Origin of the sequence: Pseudonocardia nantongensis, assembly GCF_046546495.1 — a bacterium.
Taxonomy (GTDB): domain Bacteria; phylum Actinomycetota; class Actinomycetes; order Mycobacteriales; family Pseudonocardiaceae; genus Pseudonocardia; species Pseudonocardia nantongensis.
Genome location: NZ_JBKGXT010000011.1, coordinates 67,013 through 88,155 on the forward strand (window position 1 = coordinate 67,013; position 21,143 = coordinate 88,155).

Annotated in this window: 16 protein-coding genes and 1 tRNA gene; 4 read left to right on the forward strand and 13 right to left on the reverse strand. The window is 74.3% G+C overall.

What is annotated here, in order from left to right; translation table 11 throughout:
- Positions 1-158 precede the first annotated feature (158 nt).
- The 13 genes from ACLFMI_RS13690 to argS all read right to left on the reverse strand — a co-directional run bounded on the left by ACLFMI_RS13690 (position 159) and on the right by argS (position 16,857).
- A complete protein-coding gene (locus ACLFMI_RS13690; protein WP_410948214.1) occupies positions 159-635 on the reverse strand; it encodes a hypothetical protein in 477 nt (158 codons plus the stop codon).
- Between the two features lie 161 nt (positions 636-796).
- On the reverse strand, positions 797-2,875 hold the full coding sequence (locus ACLFMI_RS13695; protein WP_410948215.1) for a hypothetical protein: 2,079 nt from the start codon (positions 2,873-2,875) through the stop codon (positions 797-799).
- A 36-nt stretch (positions 2,876-2,911) separates the two neighbouring features.
- A complete protein-coding gene (locus ACLFMI_RS13700; protein ID WP_410948216.1) occupies positions 2,912-4,195 on the reverse strand; it encodes a serine hydroxymethyltransferase in 1,284 nt (427 codons plus the stop codon).
- A 69-nt stretch (positions 4,196-4,264) separates the two neighbouring features.
- Positions 4,265-4,927, reverse strand: a complete 663-nt coding sequence (locus tag ACLFMI_RS13705; RefSeq protein ID WP_410948217.1) for an L-threonylcarbamoyladenylate synthase — start codon at positions 4,925-4,927, stop codon at positions 4,265-4,267.
- Between the two features lie 28 nt (positions 4,928-4,955).
- Complete coding sequence (prmC, locus tag ACLFMI_RS13710; RefSeq protein WP_410948218.1) at positions 4,956-5,828, reverse strand: peptide chain release factor N(5)-glutamine methyltransferase; 873 nt, start codon at positions 5,826-5,828, stop codon at positions 4,956-4,958.
- Positions 5,829-5,913: 85 nt separating this feature from the next.
- The gene (prfA, locus tag ACLFMI_RS13715) at positions 5,914-7,023 is read right to left on the reverse strand and encodes a peptide chain release factor 1 (RefSeq protein WP_410948219.1); all 1,110 of its coding nucleotides are present in this window, start codon (positions 7,021-7,023) and stop codon (positions 5,914-5,916) included.
- Between the two features lie 90 nt (positions 7,024-7,113).
- Positions 7,114-7,335, reverse strand: coding sequence for a 50S ribosomal protein L31 (gene rpmE / locus ACLFMI_RS13720; protein ID WP_410948220.1), 222 nt, complete (start codon positions 7,333-7,335; stop codon positions 7,114-7,116).
- A gap of 171 nt (positions 7,336-7,506) precedes the next feature.
- A complete protein-coding gene (gene rho / locus ACLFMI_RS13725) occupies positions 7,507-9,825 on the reverse strand; it encodes a transcription termination factor Rho (RefSeq protein ID WP_410948221.1) in 2,319 nt (772 codons plus the stop codon).
- Positions 9,826-10,136: 311 nt separating this feature from the next.
- Positions 10,137-11,084 (reverse strand): homoserine kinase, encoded by a 948-nt coding sequence (thrB, locus tag ACLFMI_RS13730; protein WP_410948222.1) that lies wholly within the window; start codon positions 11,082-11,084, stop codon positions 10,137-10,139.
- Entirely contained in the window at positions 11,084-12,100 is a 1,017-nt protein-coding gene (gene thrC, locus ACLFMI_RS13735) for a threonine synthase (RefSeq protein ID WP_410948318.1), read from the reverse strand. The genes thrB and thrC overlap by 1 nt, the downstream gene beginning before the upstream one ends.
- Before the next feature lie 128 nt (positions 12,101-12,228).
- Complete coding sequence (locus tag ACLFMI_RS13740) at positions 12,229-13,635, reverse strand: homoserine dehydrogenase (protein ID WP_410948223.1); 1,407 nt, start codon at positions 13,633-13,635, stop codon at positions 12,229-12,231.
- 101 nt (positions 13,636-13,736) lie between these two features.
- Positions 13,737-15,203, reverse strand: coding sequence for a diaminopimelate decarboxylase (gene lysA / locus ACLFMI_RS13745; RefSeq protein ID WP_410948224.1), 1,467 nt, complete (start codon positions 15,201-15,203; stop codon positions 13,737-13,739).
- Positions 15,204-15,207: 4 nt separating this feature from the next.
- A complete protein-coding gene (gene argS, locus ACLFMI_RS13750) occupies positions 15,208-16,857 on the reverse strand; it encodes an arginine--tRNA ligase (protein ID WP_410948225.1) in 1,650 nt (549 codons plus the stop codon).
- 136 nt (positions 16,858-16,993) lie between these two features.
- Here argS and ACLFMI_RS13755 point away from each other — a divergent pair, with 136 nt between their 5' ends.
- The 4 genes from ACLFMI_RS13755 (at position 16,994) to ACLFMI_RS13770 (ending at position 20,911) form a co-directional block, all read left to right on the forward strand.
- A complete protein-coding gene (locus ACLFMI_RS13755; protein WP_410948226.1) occupies positions 16,994-19,183 on the forward strand; it encodes a hypothetical protein in 2,190 nt (729 codons plus the stop codon).
- 81 nt (positions 19,184-19,264) lie between these two features.
- The gene (locus tag ACLFMI_RS13760; RefSeq protein WP_410948227.1) at positions 19,265-20,050 is read left to right on the forward strand and encodes a DUF3105 domain-containing protein; all 786 of its coding nucleotides are present in this window, start codon (positions 19,265-19,267) and stop codon (positions 20,048-20,050) included.
- Between the two features lie 4 nt (positions 20,051-20,054).
- On the forward strand, positions 20,055-20,771 hold the full coding sequence (locus ACLFMI_RS13765; RefSeq protein ID WP_410948228.1) for a DUF305 domain-containing protein: 717 nt from the start codon (positions 20,055-20,057) through the stop codon (positions 20,769-20,771).
- Between the two features lie 68 nt (positions 20,772-20,839).
- Positions 20,840-20,911, forward strand: a tRNA-Arg gene (locus ACLFMI_RS13770).
- Positions 20,912-21,143 lie beyond the last annotated feature (232 nt).

Below are 21,143 nucleotides of genomic sequence, written 5' to 3' on the forward strand. Positions count from 1 at the left end.
AAACGATCTTCGCAGGGAGCCGTGGGTCGCCGGGGCAAATCGTTGGTAATGCACACGGAAAGTCCGGAGGACGGTCCGTGCCCGACCGGCGGGACGGGCGTCGGCGAGGTGCTGCGGCCGACCCGAGGAACCCGGCATACCGGTCATCGGCCTGCAGGTCAGGCGCTCGGCGGGACGGGATCGCTGCCGATCAGGATCTTGATCCGGGATCCGGCGCGCGCCTCCGCGGCGGTCGTCGCGACCAGCACCACGAGCATGGTGAGGGCCAGCGACATCCGGTGCAGGCCGGCCATGTTCCCCAGGGTGAACAGCACGGCCAGCAGGACGATGGCCTTGGTGATCAGGCCGACGAACGAGGCCAGCATCACAATGGCGGGCTCCAGGGTGGTCGTTCGGAGCATCAACACCGGCGTGAGCAGCGCGGATCCGGTGGCGAGCAGCCCGCCGAGGCCGGAGCCGTAGAACCCCGGGACGCCCTGGACGAGGGTCGCGACGCCGATGCAGAGCACGGAGACCACGACGCCGACCAGTGCCGCGCCGCGGGCCATCGCCCCCGCCATCCGGCGGATGGCCTGCTCCTGGCCGACCGCGAGGCCCTCGTACCTCGGGGACCGCCATGCCGCCCATCGCCCCATCGCCGACCGCTCCTCGCTCGTCCGTGCATGTCACGGGCCCCGACGGACCCGGCCCCCACGGTAGCGACGGCGGGAGCGCCACCGGCACGCACCGGTCCCGGCCGCTATCCGACCGCCGTACGGCCCCGCCGATCCGTGATCGCGGCCACCAGTGCGAACGGTCAGGTCCGGCCGTCGTCGGCGGGGGGATACGGCGTGCTCGTCGGGACGGTGGGCTGCTCGCGGTCGCCGCTCCCCTGTGCCCCGCCGGGTGCCGGCGGCCGGTGCCGGCCGTCGATCGGCGCGGGGCGGCCCGGCTCGTCGGCCGGGTCGTACCGGCCGTCGGCACCGTCGACCGGGGGCACCGGCCCCGCGCTGTCCGCGGGTCGCGGGCCGGCCCCGGTACCGGGCCCGCGCCCGGGCGCGGCGTTGCCCGCGGGCCGGGGACCGGCTCCGGTACCGGGGACGGCAGGCGGACGGGCCCGGCCGCCTGCTGCGGCCTCCGGGCCTGCCGACGGGCCGGACCGCCACGGTTCGCGGGGCGGGCTCGGCGGCGGTGTCCCCGGCCGACCGGCGACCGGGGCTCCCCACTGCCCTCGCGGCGGCGGGCTCCCACCCGGGCGGGCGTCCGGCGGCGCCCCGGCGGGCCGGCGCCCCGGGCCCGGGGGGACCGGGGGCGGCGGCGTCGGGTCGGCGCCGGGCCGCGGCTGCGGGTCGGGGCGCCCCGGAGGTCGGCCGGGCACCTGCGGCGGGCCGGGCCGCCCGGCCGGGCCGCCGGCCGGCCGGGCGGGCGCCGCGGGCTCCGGTCGGGCGGGCGGCGGGCCCTCCCGGTGGGCCGGGGGTGGCGTCTCCCCCGGGCGAACCGGCGGCGTCCCGTTCCCGCGAGCCGGGAGCGGGGTCGGGTCCCGACGGATCGGCGGCGTCTCGCCCGGCCGCGCCGGAGGCGGCGGGGTCTCCGCCGGCCGGGGCGGCGGCGCCGGTGCCGGCCCGGCGCCCTCCGGTGGGACGGCGGTGCGGTCGGTGTCCACCCCGGCGGCCGGCGGGCCTGCGGAGCCACCCGCACCGGTGGTGCCCGGCGCCGCCTGCGCGGCGGCGGTGCGCATCCGCGATCGGTGCGGCACCGCGGACGCGACGAACGCGACGACCAGCGCGATCGCGATCGCGGCCAGCACCAGCCCGGTCTGCGGCAGCAACGCCAGCCCGACCGACCCGAACGCCAGCACCGCGACCCACAGGTAGACCAGCAACACGGCCCGCCGGTGGCTGTGGCCGACCTGCAGCAACCGGTGGTGCAGGTGCATCTTGTCCGGGCTGAACGGGCTGGCCCCGGCGCGGGTGCGGCGCACCACGGCGAGCAGCAGGTCCAGCAGCGGGATGAACACGATCCCGATCACGACGATCACCGGCGCGAGCAGGCCGAGGAAGTCGGTGGCCGTCGTCTCGTCGCTGATCCCGATCAGGCGGCCGGATGCACTGGTGGTGGCGGCGGCGAGCATCACCCCGACCAGCATCGAGCCGGTGTCGCCCATGAAGATCCGCGCGGGGTTGAAGTTGTGCGGCAGGAACCCCAGGCAGGCACCGGCCAGCACGACGGCGATCAGCCCCGGGGCGTAGCTGCCCGGGTCGTTGCCGTTCTCCCGGATCAGGCCCATGCAGAACACGGCGATCGCCAGCGAGGTGATCAGGCCGATGCCCGCGGCGAGACCGTCCAGGCCGTCGACGAAGTTCATCGCGTTGACCAGCGACACGGTCACCAGCACGGTGAACATCACGCCCTGGGCCTGCCCCAGCACCAGCGTAGACCCGGAGATGCCGGTGCCGCCGCCGCCCAGCGGGATCCAGAGCGTCAGCCACTGCACGCCGTAGAGGACGAGCAGGCCGCCCGCGGTCACCTGGGCGGCGAACTTGGTGATCGCGTCGAGGTCGTACCGGTCGTCCAGCAGGCCGATCCCGACCAGCAGGGCGGCCGCGATGACCGTGCCGAACACGTCGGTGGAGCCCTCGAAGTAGGCGAGCCGCAGCGCGGGCAGCTGCAGCGCCAGGAGCAGGCCGGCCAGCACCCCGCCGAACATCGCGAGGCCGCCCCACCGCGGGGTGGGCGTGACGTGCACGTCCCGTCCCCGCGGCCAGGCGACGGCGCCGACCTTGAGAGCCAGCATCCGGACCGGACCGGTGAGCAGCAGCGCGACCACGGCCGAGACCAGCCCGACGAGCAGGTACTCCCGGATCGGGAGCCCGTAGCTCAGCTGCTCCACCGGCACGTCGCGCGCCTCTCAGGTCCGCTCAGGGTCGAACTGTCAGCCCCGAGGGTAGGCGGGCGCCCGACCGACCAGCTCGGTGACCGCCCGGGAGACCTCGGCGAGCTCCGCGTCGCCGACCGGCGTGTCGTGCTCGGCCTTCACCGCGCGGGCCAGCAGCGTCCCGACCTCTGCCATGTCGGCCTCGGTCATGCCCTGGGTGGTGACGCTCGGCGAGCCGACCCGGATGCCGGACGGCTTCATCGGCGGGGCCGGGTCATACGGGATGGCGTTCTTGTTCAGCGTGATGCCGGCCCGGTCGCAGCGGGTCTCGGCCTCGGCCCCGGTGACGCCGATCGGTCGCAGGTCCATCAGCGCGAGGTGGTTGTCGGTGCCGCCGGAGACGGCCCGCATGCCCTCGGACTCCAGGCTCTTGGCGAGCGCCTGGGCGTTCGCGACGACCTGCCGCGCGTACTCCTGGTACTCCGGCTGCGCGGCCTCCTTCATCGCGACGGCCTTGGCCGCGACCGCGTGCATCAGCGGGCCGCCCTGGGAGAACGGGAACACCGCCTTGTCGATCGACTTCGCGTGCTCGGCCTTGCACAGCACCATGCCGCCGCGCGGGCCGCGCAGCACCTTGTGCGTGGTCGCGGTGACGACGTCGGCGTAGGGCACCGGCGACGGGATCGCCTGGCCGGCGACCAGGCCGATGAAGTGCGCCGCGTCCACCATCAGCGCGGCACCGACCTCGTCGGCGATCTCCCGGAAGATCTTGAAGTCGATCAGGCGGGGGTACGCGGTCGCGCCGGCGATGATGATCTTCGGCTTGTGCTCGTGCGCGAGGGAACGCACCTGGTCGTAGTCGATGACCTCGGTGTCCTCGCGGACCAGGTAGGAGACCGCGTTGAACCACAGGCCGGAGAAGTTGACCTTGCTGCCGTGCGTGAGGTGCCCACCCTGCTTCAGGTCCATCGCCAGCACGGTGTCGCCCGGCTTGGCGAACGCGGCGTAGGCGGCGAGGTTGGCGCTCGCGCCGGAGTGCGGCTGCAGGTTCGCGTGCTCGGCGCCGAACAGCTCCTTGGCCCGCGCGTTGCCGATCTCCTCGGCGACGTCGACGACGCCGCAGCCGCCGTAGTACCGGCGGCCGGGGTAGCCCTCGGCGTACTTGTTGGACAGTGTCGACCCGAGTGCGGCCAGCACCGCCGGGCTGGTCAGGTTCTCGCTCGCGATGAGCTGGAGTCCGCCGCGTAGGCGGTCCAGCTCGTCCAGCACGACACCCGCGATGTCGGGATCCTGCTGCTGCAGTGCGGAGAAGTCCGGGCCCCAGAAGGTCTGCTCACTCACGACGGGACACGCTACCCGCACCGGACGTCCCCCGGCTGCGCCCGTGCTACCCCTGTCACACCTGGCCGGTCAGGCCCGGTCGACGTCCTGGCCGGTGACCTCGGCGATCTGCTCGGCGGTGACGCCGCCCTCGCGCAGCAGGCGCGGGCGCGGGCCGGTCAGGTCGACGATCGAGCTCGCGACGGGATCGCCGGACGGGCCGCCGTCCAGGTAGACCGGCACGTTGCCGGCCAGCTGGGTGATCGCCTCGGTGACCGTCGACGCCGGCGGGTTGCCCGAGGTGTTCGCGCTGGAGACCGCCATCGGGCCGACCTCGCGCAGCAGCTCCAGCGCGACCGGGTGCAGCGGCATCCGCAGCATCACCGTGCCACGGGTGCTGCCCAGGTCCCAGGCCAGCGACGGCGCGTGCTCCAGCACCAGGGACAGCTCCCCCGGCCAGAACGCCTCGATCAGCGCCCGCGCGGACGGCGGCACCGTGCCGACCAGGCCGTCGATCGTCGTCCAGGACCCGACGAGCACGCCGACCGGCATGTCCGGGCCGCGTCGCTTGGCCTCGAGCAGGCTGCGCACGGCGGTGCCGTTGAACGCGTCGCACCCGATCCCGTAGACGGTGTCGGTCGGGACGACGACCAGCTGCCCGGCGCGCACCGCCCGGGCGGCCGCGGCCAGGCCGCGGACCCGCTGGTCCGGATCGCTGCAGTCGAACAGCGGCTGGGTCTGTGCTGCGCTCACGCCCGCAGACGATACGACCGCCCGTCGTTCAGGCGCAGGGCACCCGGCGCGCGGTGACGAACCGGGGCCGATCGGCCAGGTCGCGGTGCTCGGTGACGTCGGCCAGGGTGCGCCGCCGGCGCAGCAGGGCCGGCACGGTCTCGGCGTGCGTGTCGTCGTGCTCGATCGCCAGGGACCCGCCGTGCCGGAGCCAGCCGGTCGCGCCGCGCACCACCGCCTGGATGATCTCGGTGCCGTCCAGGCCACCGAACACCGCGTCCGGCGGGTCGAACCGTTCCACCTCCGGCGGGACCGGCGTGCCGTCCGGGACGTAGGGCGGGTTGCAGAGCACCAGGTCGACCCGCGCCTCCAGCTCGACGAGCAGGTCCGGCCAGCGGACGTCCGCGGCGTGCAGCGTGACCGGGCGCCCGCCCGCGGTGACGTGCGCGTCCAGGTTCCGCCGGGTCCAGGACAGCGCGGCCGGGTCGGCCTCGACGGCGTGCACCTGGGCGTCCGGGCGGGACACCGCCACGGCCAGGGCGAGCGCCCCGGTCCCGGTGCACAGGTCCAGCACGACCGGCCGGCGCACGTCCCGGATCGCGCCGAGCCCCCACTCCAGCAGCAGCTCGGTCTCCGGGCGCGGGACGAACACGCCGGGGCCGACGGCCACCTCGACCGGCCCGAGTACGGCGGTGCCCAGGATGTACTGCAACGGTTCGCGGGTGGCGCGCCGGCCCGTCAGCTCCTGCAGCCGGGCGACCACCGGCGGGTCGACCAGCGGGATCATCGGCAGCTTGGCCCGCTGGGTGCCGAGCACGTGCGCGGCGAGCAGCTCGGCGTCCACCCGGGGCGAGGCGACCCCGGCCGCGGCGAGGCCCCGCTCCGACTCGGCGATCGCCACCCGCAGCGGCAGCCGGCTCACCGGGGGTTCCTGGGCACGGCACCACTCTGCCCGGTGCACCCCGGTGCGGGCCCGCGTTCCGCCCGACGATCACACGGGCGGTGGATCACGCCGGGTCGTCCGCGCCGTCCCCGGCGGTGCCCGCCATCGCCTCCGCCCGCTCGGCGGCGGTGAGCGCAGCGACGACGTCGGCCAGGTTCCCGTCCAGCACCGAGGACAGGTTGTGCGCCTTGAACCCGACCCGGTGGTCGGAGATCCGGTTCTCCGGGAAGTTGTAGGTGCGGATCCGCTCCGAGCGGTCCACGGTCCGCACCTGCGAGCGGCGTTCGGCCGAGGCCGCCTCGGCCGCCTCGGCCTCGGCCTTCGCCTGCAACCGGGCCCTCAGCACGTCCATCGCGCGGGCCTTGTTCTGCAGCTGGGACCGCTCGTTCTGGCAGCTCACGACGGTGCCGGAGGGCAGGTGGGTGATCCGGACGGCGGAGTCGGTGGTGTTGACGCTCTGCCCGCCGTGCCCGGACGAGCGGAACACGTCGACCCGCAGGTCCTTCTCGTCGATCTCGACGTCCGGGGTGTCGTCGACGTCCGGGAACACCAGGACCCCGGCCGCCGAGGTGTGGATCCGGCCCTGCGACTCGGTGACCGGCACCCGCTGTACCCGGTGCACGCCGCCCTCGAACTTCATCGACGCCCACGCCCCGCCCCGGGCCGGGTCCGACGACGACCGGGCCCGCATCGACAGCGTGACGTCCTTGTAGCCACCCAGGTCCGACGGCGTCGACCCGAGGACCTCCACCTTCCAGCCGCGGGCCTCGGCGTAGCGGGTGTACATCCGCACCAGGTCGCCGGCGAACAGCGCGGACTCCTCCCCACCCTCCCCGGACTTGACCTCCATCAGGACGTCGTCGGAGTCGTGCGGGTCGCGCGGGACGAGCAGCTCGGCGAGCGTCGTCTCCAGCCTCACGATCCGGTCCTCGAGCGCGTCGGCCTCCGCGTCGAACGCCTTGTCCTCGGAGGCGAGCTCGCGGGCGGCGTCCCGGTCCTCCCGGGCCTGCGCCAGCTCGTTCGCGCACGCGACGACCGGGCTCAGCTCGGAGTAGCGCCGGCCGAGCCGGCGCGCCGCGGCCTGGTCGGCGAGCACCTCGGGGTCGGCGAGGCGCTGTTCGAGTTCGGCGTGCTCGTCGAGCAGGCCCTCGACCGAGGACGCTGAGGTGGCCATGACGGATCCGTTCCGGGGAGTGGGGTCACCGAACGCGAGACGGCGCCCGCCTCCTCGCGCGGGGCGAGGCGACGGGCGCCGTGTCGGTGGCTACTGGCCGGAGCGCGTGCGCTTCCCGTAGCGGGCCTCGAACCGGGCGACCCGGCCGCCGGAGTCCAGGATCTTCTGCTTGCCGGTGTAGAAGGGGTGGCAGGCGGAGCAGACCTCGGCGGTGATCGCGCCGTTGGACTTGGTGCTGCGGGTCGTGAACTGGTTGCCGCAACCGCAGGTGACCTGGGTCTCGGCGTACTCGGGGTGGATGCCCGAACGCATGGTTTCTCCTCTCGGTGGCGCCGGGTCCCGCCGTGCTGTCGGGTGGACGGCGATGCGGGTGAACCGGAGCCGGGAAGCTGGACGTCTCATTCAACCACCCGGGCCCCGGCGATGTTCCCGCCGGGGCCCGGGTGGTTCGGCCTGTGTCGATGCTCGCTCGGCGAGCCTCGCTCAGTCGTCGTCCGCAGTGCCCGGCGCGTTCTTCGCGACCTGCATCAGGAACTCGATGTTGGTCTTGGTCTTCTTCAGCCGGGACAGCACCAGGTCGATCGCCTGCTGGTCGTCCAGGGCGGCGAGCACCCGGCGGAGCTTGACCATCACCGCGTGTTCGTCCGGCGACATCAGCAGCTCCTCCTTGCGGGTGCTGCTGTCGCCCACGTCGATCGCCGGGAAGACGCGCTTGTCGGCGATCTTGCGATCCAGCTTGAGCTCGGCGTTGCCGGTGCCCTTGAACTCCTCGAAGATCACCGTGTCCATCGTCGACCCGGTCTCGACCAGCGCCGTCGCGAAGATGGTCAGCGAGCCGCCGTCCTCGATGTTGCGCGCCGCGCCGAGGAAGCGCTTCGGCGGGTACAGCGCGGTCGAGTCGACACCACCGGACAGGATCCGGCCGGACGCCGGCGCCGCCAGGTTGTAGGCCCGGCCGAGGCGGGTGATGTTGTCCAGCAGCACGACGACGTCGTGCCCCATCTCCACCAGTCGCTTGGCCCGCTCGATCGAGAGCTCGGCGACGGCGGTGTGGTCCGACGGCGGGCGGTCGAAGGTCGAGGCGATGACCTCGCCCTTCACCGACCGCTGCATGTCGGTGACCTCCTCCGGCCGCTCGTCGACGAGGACGACCATCAGGTGGCACTCGGGGTTGTTCGTCGTGATCGCGTTGGCGATCGACTGCATGATCGTGGTCTTGCCCGCCTTCGGTGGCGACACGATCAGCGCCCGCTGGCCCTTGCCGACCGGCATGACCAGGTCGATGACCCGGGTGGTCAGCTGGGTCGGCTCGGTCTCCAGGCGGAGCCGCTCGTTCGGGTAGAGCGGGGTCAGCTTGGTGAACTCCGGGCGCTGACGGGTCGCGTCCGGCTCCCGGCCGTTGATGGTGTCCACCCGCACCAGCGGGTTGAACTTCTGCCGCTGCTGCTCGCCCTCGCGGGGCTGGCGCACGGCGCCGGTGATCGCGTCACCGCGGCGCAGGCCGTTCTTGCGCACCATCGACATCGACACGTAGACGTCGGTCGGGCCGGACAGGTAGCCGGTGGTCCGCACGAACGCGTAGTTGTCCAGGATGTCGACGATGCCGGCGACCGGCAGCAGGACGTCGTCGTCGCGGATCTCGGTGTCGACGCCACCGCCACCGCCGCCGCGCTCACGGTCGCGGCCCCGGCCCCGGCGCTCCCGGAACCGGCGGCCGCGGCGGCCGCGGCCGTCACCGTCGTCGTCCGAGTCATCGCGGTTGTCGTTCCCGCGGTTGTCGTTCCCGCGATTGTCGTTCCCGCGGTTGTCGTTCCCGCGGTTGTCGTCGCCGCGGTTGTTGCGGTTGCCGCCACCGTCGTCGTTCCGGTTGCGGCCGCCCCGGCCGCCGCCGTCGCCATCGGTGTTCCGGTTGCGGCCGCCGCGGCCACCGCCGTCACCGTCGTTGGCGTTGCGGTTGCGGCGGCGCTCGCCGGCGCCCTGGTCGTCCTGACCGGCGTCGGTCTGGGCGTCCTTCTGGGCGTCCTTCTGGGCGTCCTTCTGACCGGCGTTGCGGTCGGTGCCGCCCTTGTCGGGCTTGCCGCCCCGGTCACCGGCCGGCTTGTCGCCGGCGGACTTCTCGCCGGCCGGCTTGTCGCCGGCCGGCTTGTCGCCGCCGTCGTCCTGCCCCCGGCGACGGGTGCGGCCGCGGCGGCCGCCGCCGTCCTGGTCCTGCCCGCCGTCGCCGTTGCGGTCGGCGCCGGAGTCCTGACCGGCACCCCGGTCCAGGGCCTCCTCGACGGCCTTGCCGAGCTTCTCGTCCACGGCCGGCGCCGCGGCGGGCGCCTCCGCGGCCGGGGAGCCCTGCTCCGCCCCGGCGGCCGGGGCACCGGCGGGGCGGCTCGCGGCCCGCCGGCGCCGGGTGCGCGGCGCGGTGTCCTCAGCGGACGCCGGAGCGGCCCCGGCCGCGGATGCCTCGGTCGGCGCCGCCTCCGCCGCCGGAGTCGCCGCAGCCGCCCCGGCACCGTTCGAGCCGTTCGCCGCGGTGCCGTCCAGCGTGGGCTGCGACGCCCCGGTCGCCTCGGATCCGGTCGCAGCGGAGCGCGGTGCCGGGCGGGGCTTCTTGGCCGGCGTGGCCGCGCCACCCTGGCGCTCCTTGATCGCGGCGATGAGGTCGCCCTTCCGCATCCCGGAGATGTCGGGGATGTTCATCTCGGTGGCCAGCTGGCGCAGCTCGGCCAGCACCATGCCGGACAGGCCGCCGCGACGGCGCGGTGCCGCCTCGGTCGGGGGAGTCCCGGTACCGGCGAGATCGGTCTCGCTCACGAATTTCCTTCCTGACCGACCCGGTTGTCCTGTCCAGGTCAGGGAATGTCACATCGCTCGACCGGCGCGGAGCGCGCCGGCAGCATTCACAGATGGTGCCCACGACGACGTCGAAGGGGGTCAGGCCGCCCGTTCGGGAGTCCGAGTCCAGAGAGAAAGGAGATCGGGCGAGCGGGCCCGGCCGTCAGACTACGCCGACGTCGCGTGGATCGCCATGCACCGCGAGACTAGACCGAACGCCTCCGGGCAGCAACAACCCCCCGCTCCGGCGCGTCCGAACCGGACGTCGGCTACCTCACGTCCGGTGCCGGTCAGGAGATCTCGACCCTGACACCCTCGGTGTCCACGGCCAGCGCCCGCACGGTGAAACCGTCGGTCGCGACGGCGTCGGGCAGGGTTCCGTCCGAGGTCAGGGCCAGTACGGTCGGCCCGGCACCGGAGATCGCTGCCGGCACGCCGTGCCCACGCAGGTGCTCGACCAGCCGCAGCGAGTCCGGGTAGGCCGGGCGCCGGTAGACCTGGTGCAGCCGGTCCTCGGTCGCGGCCAGGAGCAGGTCCGGCCGCCGGGTCATCGCCAGCACCGCCAGCGCGCACCGGCTGCCGGTGAACGCGGCGTCGGCCAGCGGGACCTGTTCGGGAAGCAGCCCGCGGGTGGTCTTGGTCGACGACTCGGCCCCCGCGATGCACGCCACCGGGTGCACGTCCGGGTGCACGTCGAGCTTCTCGGCGTGGAACCGGCGCGCCGCGCCGGTGTAGATGCTCCGTCCGCCTGCGCTCCTCTCGGACGTCTCCCAGGCCACCACGAACCCGCCCAGCAGGCTGGCCGCGGCGTTGTCGGCGTGCCCCTCGATACCGGCCGAGAGCTGCAGCAACGTGTCCCGCTCCAGCTCGACGTCGTGCCCGGCGAGCACGGCGGCGGCGGTCACCCCGGCCACCGCGGCGGCCGCCGAGCTGCCCAGCCCGCGCGAGTGCGGGACGGCGTTGCGACAGCGCAGCCGCAGCCCGGGCGGCGCGACGTCGGCGCCGCCGCCGAGGACCTCGAACGCCTGCCGCATCGCCCGCAGCACCAGGTGCCGCTCGTCCCTCGGGACGTGCCGGGCCCCCTCGCCTGCGATGTCGACGAACAGGCCGGGCCGCTCGTCCGCCTCGATCTCGATCTCGTCGTACAGGGCCAGCGCCATGCCGAGGGAGTCGAAGCCCGGCCCCAGGTTCGCCGTCGAACCGGGGACCCGGAGCCGGACCCGGGTCGGCCGGCCCATCAGGCCAGCTCGAGGGCGGCAGCCACCGCTCCCGGGTCGATCGGGACGACCTCCGGGTCCGGCGCGGTCAGCAGCGCGGTGTCCGGGTCCTTCAGCCCGTGCCCGGTCACCGTGCACACCACGAGCGAGCCACGCGGCAGGGTGCCGTCGGCGGTGGACTGCAGCAGCCCGGCGACGCTCGCCGCGGAGGCGGGCTCGACGAACACCGCCTCCTCGGCCGACAGCAGCCGGTACGCGGCGAGGATCTCGTCGTCGGTGACGGCGGCGAACTGCCCGCCGGACTCGTCGCGGGCGCCCGTCGCGCCCTTCCAGGACGCCGGCGCCCCGATCCGGATCGCGGTCGCGACCGTCTCGGGGCTGGTCACCGGGGCCCCGGTGACCAGCGGCGCGGCACCCGCGGCCTGGTAGCCGAACATCCGCGGCAGCTCGGTGATCAGGCCGTCGGTGTGGTAGCCGCGGTAGCCCTTCCAGTACGCGGTGATGTTGCCGGCGTTGCCGACCGGCAGGCAGTGCACGTCCGGGGCCTGGCCGAGCTGATCGCAGATCTCGTACGCCGCCGACGCCTGACCGGCGATCCGGGTCGGGTTCACCGAGTTCACCAGGGCGATCGCCGGGTAGTCGGCGGTGGTCTTGCGGGCCAGCTCCAGGCAGTCGTCGAAGTTGCCGTCGATCTGCAGGATCCGCGCCCCGTGCGCGACCGCCTGGGCCAGCTTGCCCAGCGCGATCTTCCCGCGCGGCACCAGCACCGCGCAGGTCATCCCGGCCCGGGTGGCATAGGCGGCCGCCGACGCCGAGGTGTTGCCCGTCGAGGCGCAGAGCACGCTCTGCTTGCCCTCGGCGAGCGCAGCGGTGACCGCCATCGTCATCCCGCGGTCCTTGAACGAGCCGGTCGGGTTGGCCCCGTCGACCTTGAGGAACACCTGGCAGCCGGTCCGCTCGGACAGGCGCGGCGCCGGCAGCAACGGGGTGCCGCCCTCGCCGAGGGTGACCACGGCCCAGTCCGGCTGCACCGGCATCCGGTCCCGATAGGCCTCGACGACCCCCGGCCAGCGCCCCGGGGGCGGTGCCGCGACCGGCCCACCCGTGGGCGTTCCGACGTTCTGCGCGCTGCCGGTCATCGCCGAGAGCCTCCCGTGTTCGACCGTCATTCGCCCATACCCAGTGCAGCGACCGCGCGGCCGAGGCCCTCCACCCGCAGCACGCCGGCCACGCCGGGCACGATGTCCAGTTCCAGCAGCGCCGACACCGTCGCGGACAGCGCCGCCTCCGGTGCCGAGTGCGTCACGACGGTCAGCCGGGCCTGGCCCGGGTCGCCGTCGGCGGCGCCGAACACGCCCCCGGTCTGGCGGACCGCGGCGATGGAGACGCCCTGCTTCGCGAACGCACCCGCGATCGTCGCGAGGACACCCTCGCGGTCGGCGACCTCCAGATCGACGTGGTAGCGGGTGGGCACCTCGCCGATCGGGCGCACCGGCAGGTCGGCGTAGGCGGACTCGCGCGGGCTGCGACCGCCGCCGGTCCGGTTGCGGGCCACCGCGACGAGGTCACCGAGCACGGCGCTCGCGGTGGGTGCGCCACCGGCGCCCTGACCGTAGAACATCAGCTGGCCGGCCGCCTCGGCCTCGACGAACACCGCGTTGAACGCACCGTCCACCCCGGCCAGCGGGTGCGAGTCCGGGACCATCGCGGGATAGACCCGCGCCGAGACGGACTCGGCGACCGACCCGTCCGGGGCCTCGTCGACGACCCGCTCGCAGATGGCCAGCAGCTTGATCGTGCAGCCCAGCCTGCGGGCGGCCGCGACGTCCGCCGCGCTCACCCCGCGCATGCCCTCGCGGTGCACGTCGGAGGCGGTGATCCGGGTGTGGAACGCCAGCGACGCCAGGATCGCGGCCTTCGAGGCGGCGTCGTAGCCGTCCACGTCCGCGCTCGGGTCGGCCTCGGCGTACCCGAGCCGGGTGGCCTCCTCCAGCGCGTCGGCGTAGGAGGTGCCGCCCGAGGACATCGCGGACAGGATGAAGTTCGAGGTGCCGTTCACGATGCCGGCGACCCGGGTGATCCGGTCCCCGGCCAGCGACTCGCGCAGCGGGCGCAGCAGCGGGATCGCGCCGGCGACGGCGGCCTCGTAGTACAGGTCCGCACCGGAGGCGTCCGCGGCCTCGGCCAGCGTCGGGCCGTCCTCGGCCAGCAGCGCCTTGTTCGCGGTGACGACCGACTTGCCGGCCGCGAGGGCGGCCAGCAGCCAGCCGCGCACCGGCTCGATGCCGCCGATCACCTCGACGACGGCGTCGACGTCGTCCCGCGTCGCCAATGCAGCGGCGTCGGTGGTCACCAGGTGACCGTGGGTCTCGGTCAGCCACGGATGCCGGTGCGGCCGCCGGACCGCGACGCCGGCCAGCTCGACCGGTGCCCCGACCCGGGCGGTCAGGTCGTCGGCCTGCTCGGTGATCAGCCGGACCACCTCGGTGCCGACCGTGCCGCAGCCCAGCAGTGCCACCCGGACGGCCCCGGGCGTGACCGCCGACTCCGCGGAGCTCTCGCCGCTCGCCACGTGCCCTCCTCGCGTCCGGCGCCCGATCGGGCGCCGATCATTCCTGGTCAGGCCGGCCCCGCACCGGGCGGGTGGCCGTTCTCACCCGGCCCAGCGCTCGCTCACGCCTCGAACCGGAACTGGTCCTCCAGTGTCTCGCGGCGCAGCAGCGTCCGGTCGGCGCCCTCACGCACCGCGACGACGGCCGGACGCGGCAGCCGGTTGTACCCCGACGCCATGGCGTAGCAGTAGGCCCCGGTCGCCGCGACCGCCAGCAGGTCACCCGGTGCCAGATCGGCCGGCAGCCAGCAGTCCCGCACCACGATGTCACCGGACTCGCAGTGCTTGCCGACCACCCGGCAGAGCACCGGCTCGTCGCCGGGCCGGTCCCCCGCCCACACCGAGTCCCGCTCCGACGAGCGGGACACCAGCCGCACGTCGTACTCGGCGTCGTAGAGCGAGGTGCGGATGTTGTCGCTCATCCCGCCGTCGACGCTGACGTAGCGCCGGGAGTACCCGCCGAGCGGCACGTCCTTGATCGTGCCGACCTCGTAGAGCGTCACCGTGCCGGGACCGGCGATGGCCCGGCCCGGCTCGACCGCGATCGCGGGCGCGTCGAGGCCGGAGGCGGCGCACTCGCGCTTGACGATCGCGCGCAGCTCCTCGGCCAGGGCCGGCATCGACAGCGGGACCTCGCCGGGCCGGTAGGCGATGCCGATGCCGCCGCCCAGGTCCAGCGTGCGCAGCGCGGACAGCTCGGCGGCGCCGTGCTCGGCGTGCAGGTCGGCCAGTACCTTGACGACCCGGCGGGCGGCCGCCTCGAAGCCCTCGGTGTCGAAGATCTGGCTGCCGATGTGGCTGTGCAGGCCCACCAGCTCCAGGTGCCGGGCGGCCTGCACCCGGCGCGCGGCCTCCAGCGCCGCCGAGCCCTTCTCGTCGAAGGACCCCGCGGCGATCGAGAAGCCGAACTTCTGGTCCTCGTGGGCGGTCGCGATGTACTCGTGGGTGTGCGCCTCGACGCCGACGGTCAGCCGGATCAGCACCGGGGCCGTGGTCCCGCGCTCGGCGGCGACGGCCTCCAGCCGGGCGATCTCGTGGAAGCTGTCCAGCACCACCCCGCCGACACCGGCGTCCACCGCCGCGGCCAGCTCCGCGGTGGACTTGTTGTTGCCGTGCAACGCGATCCGCTCCGGCGGGAACTCCGCGCGCAGGGCCACGGCCAGCTCTCCGCCGGAGCAGACGTCCAGCGACAGGCCCTCCTGCGCGACCCAGCGGGCCACCTCGGTGCAGAGGAACGCCTTGGCCGCGTAGTGCACCGCAGACGCGCCGAAGGCGGCCGCGAACTCGCCGCAGCGGGAGCGGAAGTCGGCCTCGTCCAGGACGAACAGCGGGGTGCCGTGCCGGGCGGCGAGGTCGCGCACGTCGACGTCGGCCACCCGCAGCGCGCCGTCGTCGCCGCGGCGGGCCTCGCGCGGCCAGACGGCCGGGGCGAGCGCGTCCATCGCGGCGGCCGACTCCGGGCGCGGCCCGGCCGACTCGGGCGCGGGGGTGATGCCGGCGTGCAGCGGTCCGGCGGGGTGTGCCCTCATGCCGTCACATCCGTTCCGGGGCGTCGACGCCCAGCAGACCGAGACCGTTCGCGAGCACCCGGCGGGCGGCCACGCACAGCGCGAGCCGGGCCCGGTGCAGGTCGGTGACGTCCTCGTCACCGCGGGGCAGGACCCGGCAGGAGTCGTAGAACTTGTGGTACGCCCCGGCCAGGGTCTCCAGGTAGCGCGCGACCCGGTGCGGCTCGCGCAGCTCGGCGGCGGCCCGCACGACCTCGCCGAACTCGCCGAGCGTGCGGATCAGGTCGCCCTCGCGGTCGTGGGTGAGCAGGCCGTACCCCTCGCCGGGCTCGACGCCCAGGTCGGCGGCGTTGCGGGCCAGCGAGGCCAGCCGGGCGTGCGCGTACTGGACGTAGAACACCGGGTTCTCGTTGGTCCGGCTGGAGACCAGGTCCAGGTCGATGTCCAGCGTGGAGTCCACCGAGGACCGGACGAGGGAGTACCGGGCCGCGTCGACACCGACGGCGTCGACGAAGTCCTCCAGCGTGACGATCGTGCCGGCCCGCTTGCTCATCCGGACCGGTTCGCCGCCGCGGACCAGGTTGACCAGCTGCCCGATCAGGACCTCGACCACCGCCGGGTCGTCGCCGAACGCGGCCGCGACCGCCTTGAGCCGCACCGTGTAGCCGTGGTGGTCGGCGCCGAGCATGTAGATGCACCGGTCGAACCCGCGGGACCGCTTGTCCCGCAGGTAGGCGATGTCACCGGCGACGTAGGCGGGCGTCCCGTCGCTCTTGATGACGACCCGGTCCTTGTCGTCGCCCTGCTCGGTGGACCGCAGCCACCACGCGCCGTCCTTCTCGTACAGGCTGCCGTTGTCCTTGAGCGCCGCGACCGAGTCCTCCACAGCGCCCGAGTCGTGCAGCGACAGCTCGCTGAACCAGACGTCGAAGTCGGTGCCGAAGCCGTGCAGCGAGCTGCGCATCTCCTCGAGCATGAGCGCGACGCCGCTGCGGCGGAACACCTGGTGCCGCTGGGCCTCGGACAGCTCCAGCACGCCGGGCTCGGCGGCGACGACCCGCTCGGCGATCTCGCCGACGTAGGCGCCGCCGTAGCCGTTCTCCGGGGTGGGCCCGCCGGTGGCGGCGGCGACCAGGGACGCGGCGAAGTGGTCGATCTGGGCGCCGGCGTCGTTGACGTAGTACTCGCGGGTGACCGAGGCGCCCCGGGCGGCGAGCACCCGGCCGAGCGCGTCGCCGACCGCGGCCCAGCGCGTCCCGCCCAGATGGATCGGCCCGGTCGGGTTCGCGGAGACGAACTCCAGGTTCATCGCCGTGCCCGCGAGCTCGTCACCGGTGCCGTAGGACTCGCCGGCGGCCAGCACCTCGCCGACGATCGCACCCTGGGCGTCCGCGGCGAGGCGCACGTTGATGAAGCCGGGCCCGGCGGTCTCGGCGCTCGCGATCCCGTCCCGGGTGGTGAGCTCCTCGGCCAGCCAGCTCGCCAGCTCGCGCGGGTTCACGCCGGCCTTCTTCGCGGTGCGCAGCGCGACGTTCGTGGCGTAGTCGCCGTGCTCGGGGTTGCGCGGACGCTCGACGCCGGCGTCGGCGGGCAGCGCGGAGACGTCCAGGTCGCGTCGGGTCAGCACGTCCCGCGCGACGTCACGGACCAGGTCGGCGAGCACGTCGGGATTCACCGTCGGGATTCTAGGAGGTGACGGCGCGCACCCCGGAGCCGCACTGGCCCACCGGACCGGGCGGCCGGGGCCGGCGCGTAGTGTTCGCCGGTCCCACGCCCGGCGTCGCCGGCCCGGATCGCGACCGGAGGGTCCATTGGTCGAGCGCGCCACGCAGGACGACCGGACGGCCGCGCCGGCACCGGACGCGCGCGGAGCCCGCTGGCGGCGCGCCCTGCACCGGGCCGGCCCGCTGCCGTTCGCGCTGGCGCTGGCCTCGCTGCTGCTCTCGGCCGGCTTCGTGGTGGTCTCGCTGCTCTACAACGGTGGCCGGCTGATCCCGCCGCTGGACGATGTCTACATCCACCTGCAGTACGGCCGCAGGCTCGGCCTCGGCGAGCCGTTCCGCTACCTGCCCGGTGAACCGGTGACCAGCGGCGCGTCCAGCCTGCTCTACTCGTTCGTGCTGGGCGGTGCGTACGCGGCCGGGTTCCACGGCGGCGCGCTGCTCGGGTTCGCGACCGGGTTCGGGATGCTCTGCGTGGCCGCGGCGACCGGGCTGACCGTGCTGCTGGGCCGCGACCTCGGCGGGCGCGCGACCGGCGCGTGGGCCGGGGTGCTGACCTGCCTGTCCGGGCCGCTGCTCTGGGGCGCCGCGAGCGGGATGGAGGTCGGCCTGCTCGCGCTGCTGCTGGTGGGCTCGGTGCTCGCGTTCGTCCGGGAACGGTCCGGTGCCCGGTTCCTGGTGACCCCGCTGGTCGCCGCGCTGCTGGCGCTGACCCGGCCGGAGGGCCTGCTCACCGCGGGCGCGCTGGTCGCGGGCATGGTCTGGACGCTGGCCCGGGCCGCGCACTCCGGGCGGGTGCCACGGGCGCGGGCGGTGCGCCGCGCCGCGTTCGCCGGGCTGCCGCTGCTCGCCGGGGCCTGCCAGCTCCTCTACTACCTGCTGGCCACCGGGTCGGCCCTGGCGAACGGGGTGCAGGCGAAGTCCTGGCTGCACGCCGGGCTGCTGCGGCAGCCGCTGGAGATCGCCGACCAGACGCTGCGCAACGCGCAGCAGATGATCGGGTCGCTGTCCGGGCTGACCGGTCAGGACTTCGCGCCCCCGGCGACGCTGGCGTTCGCCGTGCTGGGGCTGGTCGCGCTCGGGTTCCGGCGGGAACGGACGCTCGCCGTGGTGCTCGGCGGGGCGGTGACGGCGGTGCTGCTCAGCGTGGCGACGCTGAGCACCGCGCTCTGGCAGGATCTGCGTTACCTGCAGCCGTTCCTGCCGCTGGTGCTGCTGCTCGCGGTGCTCGGCGCGGGTGCGGTGGCCGGGCTCGCCACGCCGGCCCGCGGCCGGGTGGTGCTGCACGGCCTGCTCGCGGTGGCCCTGCTGTTCACCGTGGTGGTGACGCCGACCTGGGCGATGCGGCTGGGCCAGCAGGCGACCGCGATCCGCGAGGGACCGGTCAGCGTCGCGCAGTGGATCTCGGGCAACGTCCCGCCCGGTGACGTCGTCGCGGTGAACGACGTCGGAGCCGCGGCCTGGTTCGGCGGACACCACACCGTCGACCTGGTCGGGCTCACCACGAACGAGATCGCCGCGCCGTCGCTGAACGGGCCGGGCACGCTCTACGAGGCGGTGCGGGCGCTGCCGCCGGACCGGCGCCCGCAGTGGTTCGCGATCTTCGACTGGTGGGACGGGGTGGCCGTGTCCGACCTGGGCCGGGCCGCGCTGCTCGGCGCCGAGCCGGTGATCACCTTCGAGCTGGTGTCACCGCCACGGCCGATCTCGGAGGCGGCCCCGCAGACCTGCCAGATCGACCGCAGCTGTGACCGGGTCAGCGTGTGGCGCGCCGACTGGAGCCTGGACGGCAACGCCGACCTGCCCGACGCTCCGGTCCCCGGGACAATCCGGGACCACCTCAACGTCGGTGACATGGCCGACGAGGCGGTGCACGGCTGGACAGCGCAGCCGCCGGTGCTCGGGCTGCAGCCGGACAGCGTGCTGGACCGGGCCGCCGCCCCCGGCCGGGTGGTGGCCGACTCGGGTCGGCAGGTCACCGGCGGGGAGACCTTCACCCTGCACGACCTCACCCCCGGCCGGCCGGTGCAGCTCACCGGCCGGGTCGGCGCCGACGCCGCCGTCGCCGGCGAGGAGACGCGCACCGTCGACGTCGACGTGAACGGACGGCGTGCCGGGACCTGGACGCTGCCCGAGGCGACGCCGTGGGGCCAGGCGTCGTTCACGATCCCGGCCGAGCTCGTCACCGGCCCGGAGGTCACCGTGACCACCCGCGCCGAACGCCCGTTCCTGGCCCCCTATCCGCGCTACCGCTCCTACGGCTGGTGGGTCAGCCAGTAGCCCCCGCGGGACCGTCCCTAGACTCGGCCGCCGACAGAACCGACAGACCACCCACGAACCACCCACGAACAGGATGTCCGGATGGCTCGCGGCAAGACGCCCTCGAAGAAGCGCCCGCCGTCGGTCGGCGCGGTCAACCAGCGCCAGATCCCCTGGGGCATGATCGCCGCGATCGTGGTGATCGTCGTGCTGGCCGCGGCGTTCATCGGCTACCCGCTGATCCAGCGCGGCCAGAACGCCCAGTGGACCCCGAGCGACGAGAACCGGGACCCCTCGCTGGCCATCCCCGGGATCGTGTCCCAGGAGTACCAGGGCGGCCAGCACGTACTGGGGTTCCAGCAGGTCGCCTACACGAAGAGCCCGCCCTTCGGCGGCGCGCACGACGGCTTCTGGGCTGCCTGCAACGGCGTCGTCTACCCGGAGCCGGTGCGCACCGAGAACCTCGTGCACTCGCTCGAGCACGGCGCGGTGTGGATCACCTACAACCCGGACCAGGTCTCCGGCGAGGCCCTGCAGAGCCTGCGTGACCGGATCGAGGGCCAGCCCTACAGCGTGATGTCGCCCTACCCCGGCCTGGACTCGCCGATCTCGTTGCAGGCCTGGGGTCACCAGCTGAAGCTCGAGTCCGCCGACGACGAGCGGATCGACCAGTTCATCCGCTCGCTGCGGGTCAACCGGTTCACCCACCCGGAGGTCGGCGCCTCCTGCGACGCCACCGGCCCGCAGGGCTTCGACCAGGACAACCCGCCGCCGTTCCAGCCCGCGCCGCCTGCGGACGCGGTCGACCGGCAGACAGTCTTCCCGGAGAACGAGGGCGCCAACGCGGGCGCCCAGCCGGACCAGGGAATGCCGACCCCGGGGCAGTGATCACGTGAGCAGTACCGCGACCGAACCACCGGACACCGGAACGCCGGCGGCGACCGCCGGGTCGCCGTGGCGCAACCCGCTGGTCGTGACGCTGGCCGTGCTGGCGCTCGCCGCGGTCGTCGTCGCAGGGCTGGCGGTGCGCGGGGCCTTCGGGCCCTACGTGCCGCAGCCGGACTCGGTGGACGTCGGGTTCGCCCAGGACATGAGCGTGCACCACCGGCAGGCCGTCGAGATGGCGTCCTGGGCACGCGACCACAGCACCGACCCGCGGGTGCGGCAGCTGGCGTTCGACATCGAGACCACCCAGAACCAGCAGGTCGGGATCATGCAAGGCTGGCTGGGCCTGTGGAACGCGCCGATCCTGCCGGACGGCGGGCACATGACCTGGATGGCCGACGCCATGCACTCCGGCCACTCGACGGGGGGCATGGACGGTATGACCGCGGAAGGCGGCATGACCAAGATGCCCGGGATGGCCACCACCGAGGACCTGGCCCGGCTCCGCGCCACCCCGCCGCCACAGCTGGACACGGTGTTCCTGCAGCTGATGCTGCGCCACCACGAGGGCGGTGTCTCGATGCTGGAGTACGGCCGGGACCACGCCGACGTCGCCGAGGTGCGGAACCTGGCCAGCCAGATGCTCACCGCGCAGACCGCGGAGTCGCAGCTGATGACGTCGTTGCTGGCCGAGCGGGGCGCGCAGCCGCTGCCGATGAACTGATGATCACCGGTCCCGACCCCCATGCGCGAGGGCCGGGGCCGGTGCGCTAGTGTTCATCCTGTTGCACGGCCCCCGTAGCTCAGGGGATAGAGCACCGCCCTCCGGAGGCGGGAGCGCAGGTTCGAATCCTGCCGGGGGCACATCGGGTGCCACGCATCAGATCGGCCCCTCACCTGCTGAAACAGGGTGAGGGGCCGATCTTGTTGTGTCCGGCTGTCGGCGGCCGTGGGTGGCCGTGGGTGGCCGTCAGCGAGTGCCTGTGTCGAATGCGTGTCGACGTTGCCAGAGCACGTCGGCCCACGGCTGGCGCCCCAGATCCCCGGTCCGTTTGGCGCGTCCCGCCAGTCAGGGGGTTACTTCCGTCATCAGCGG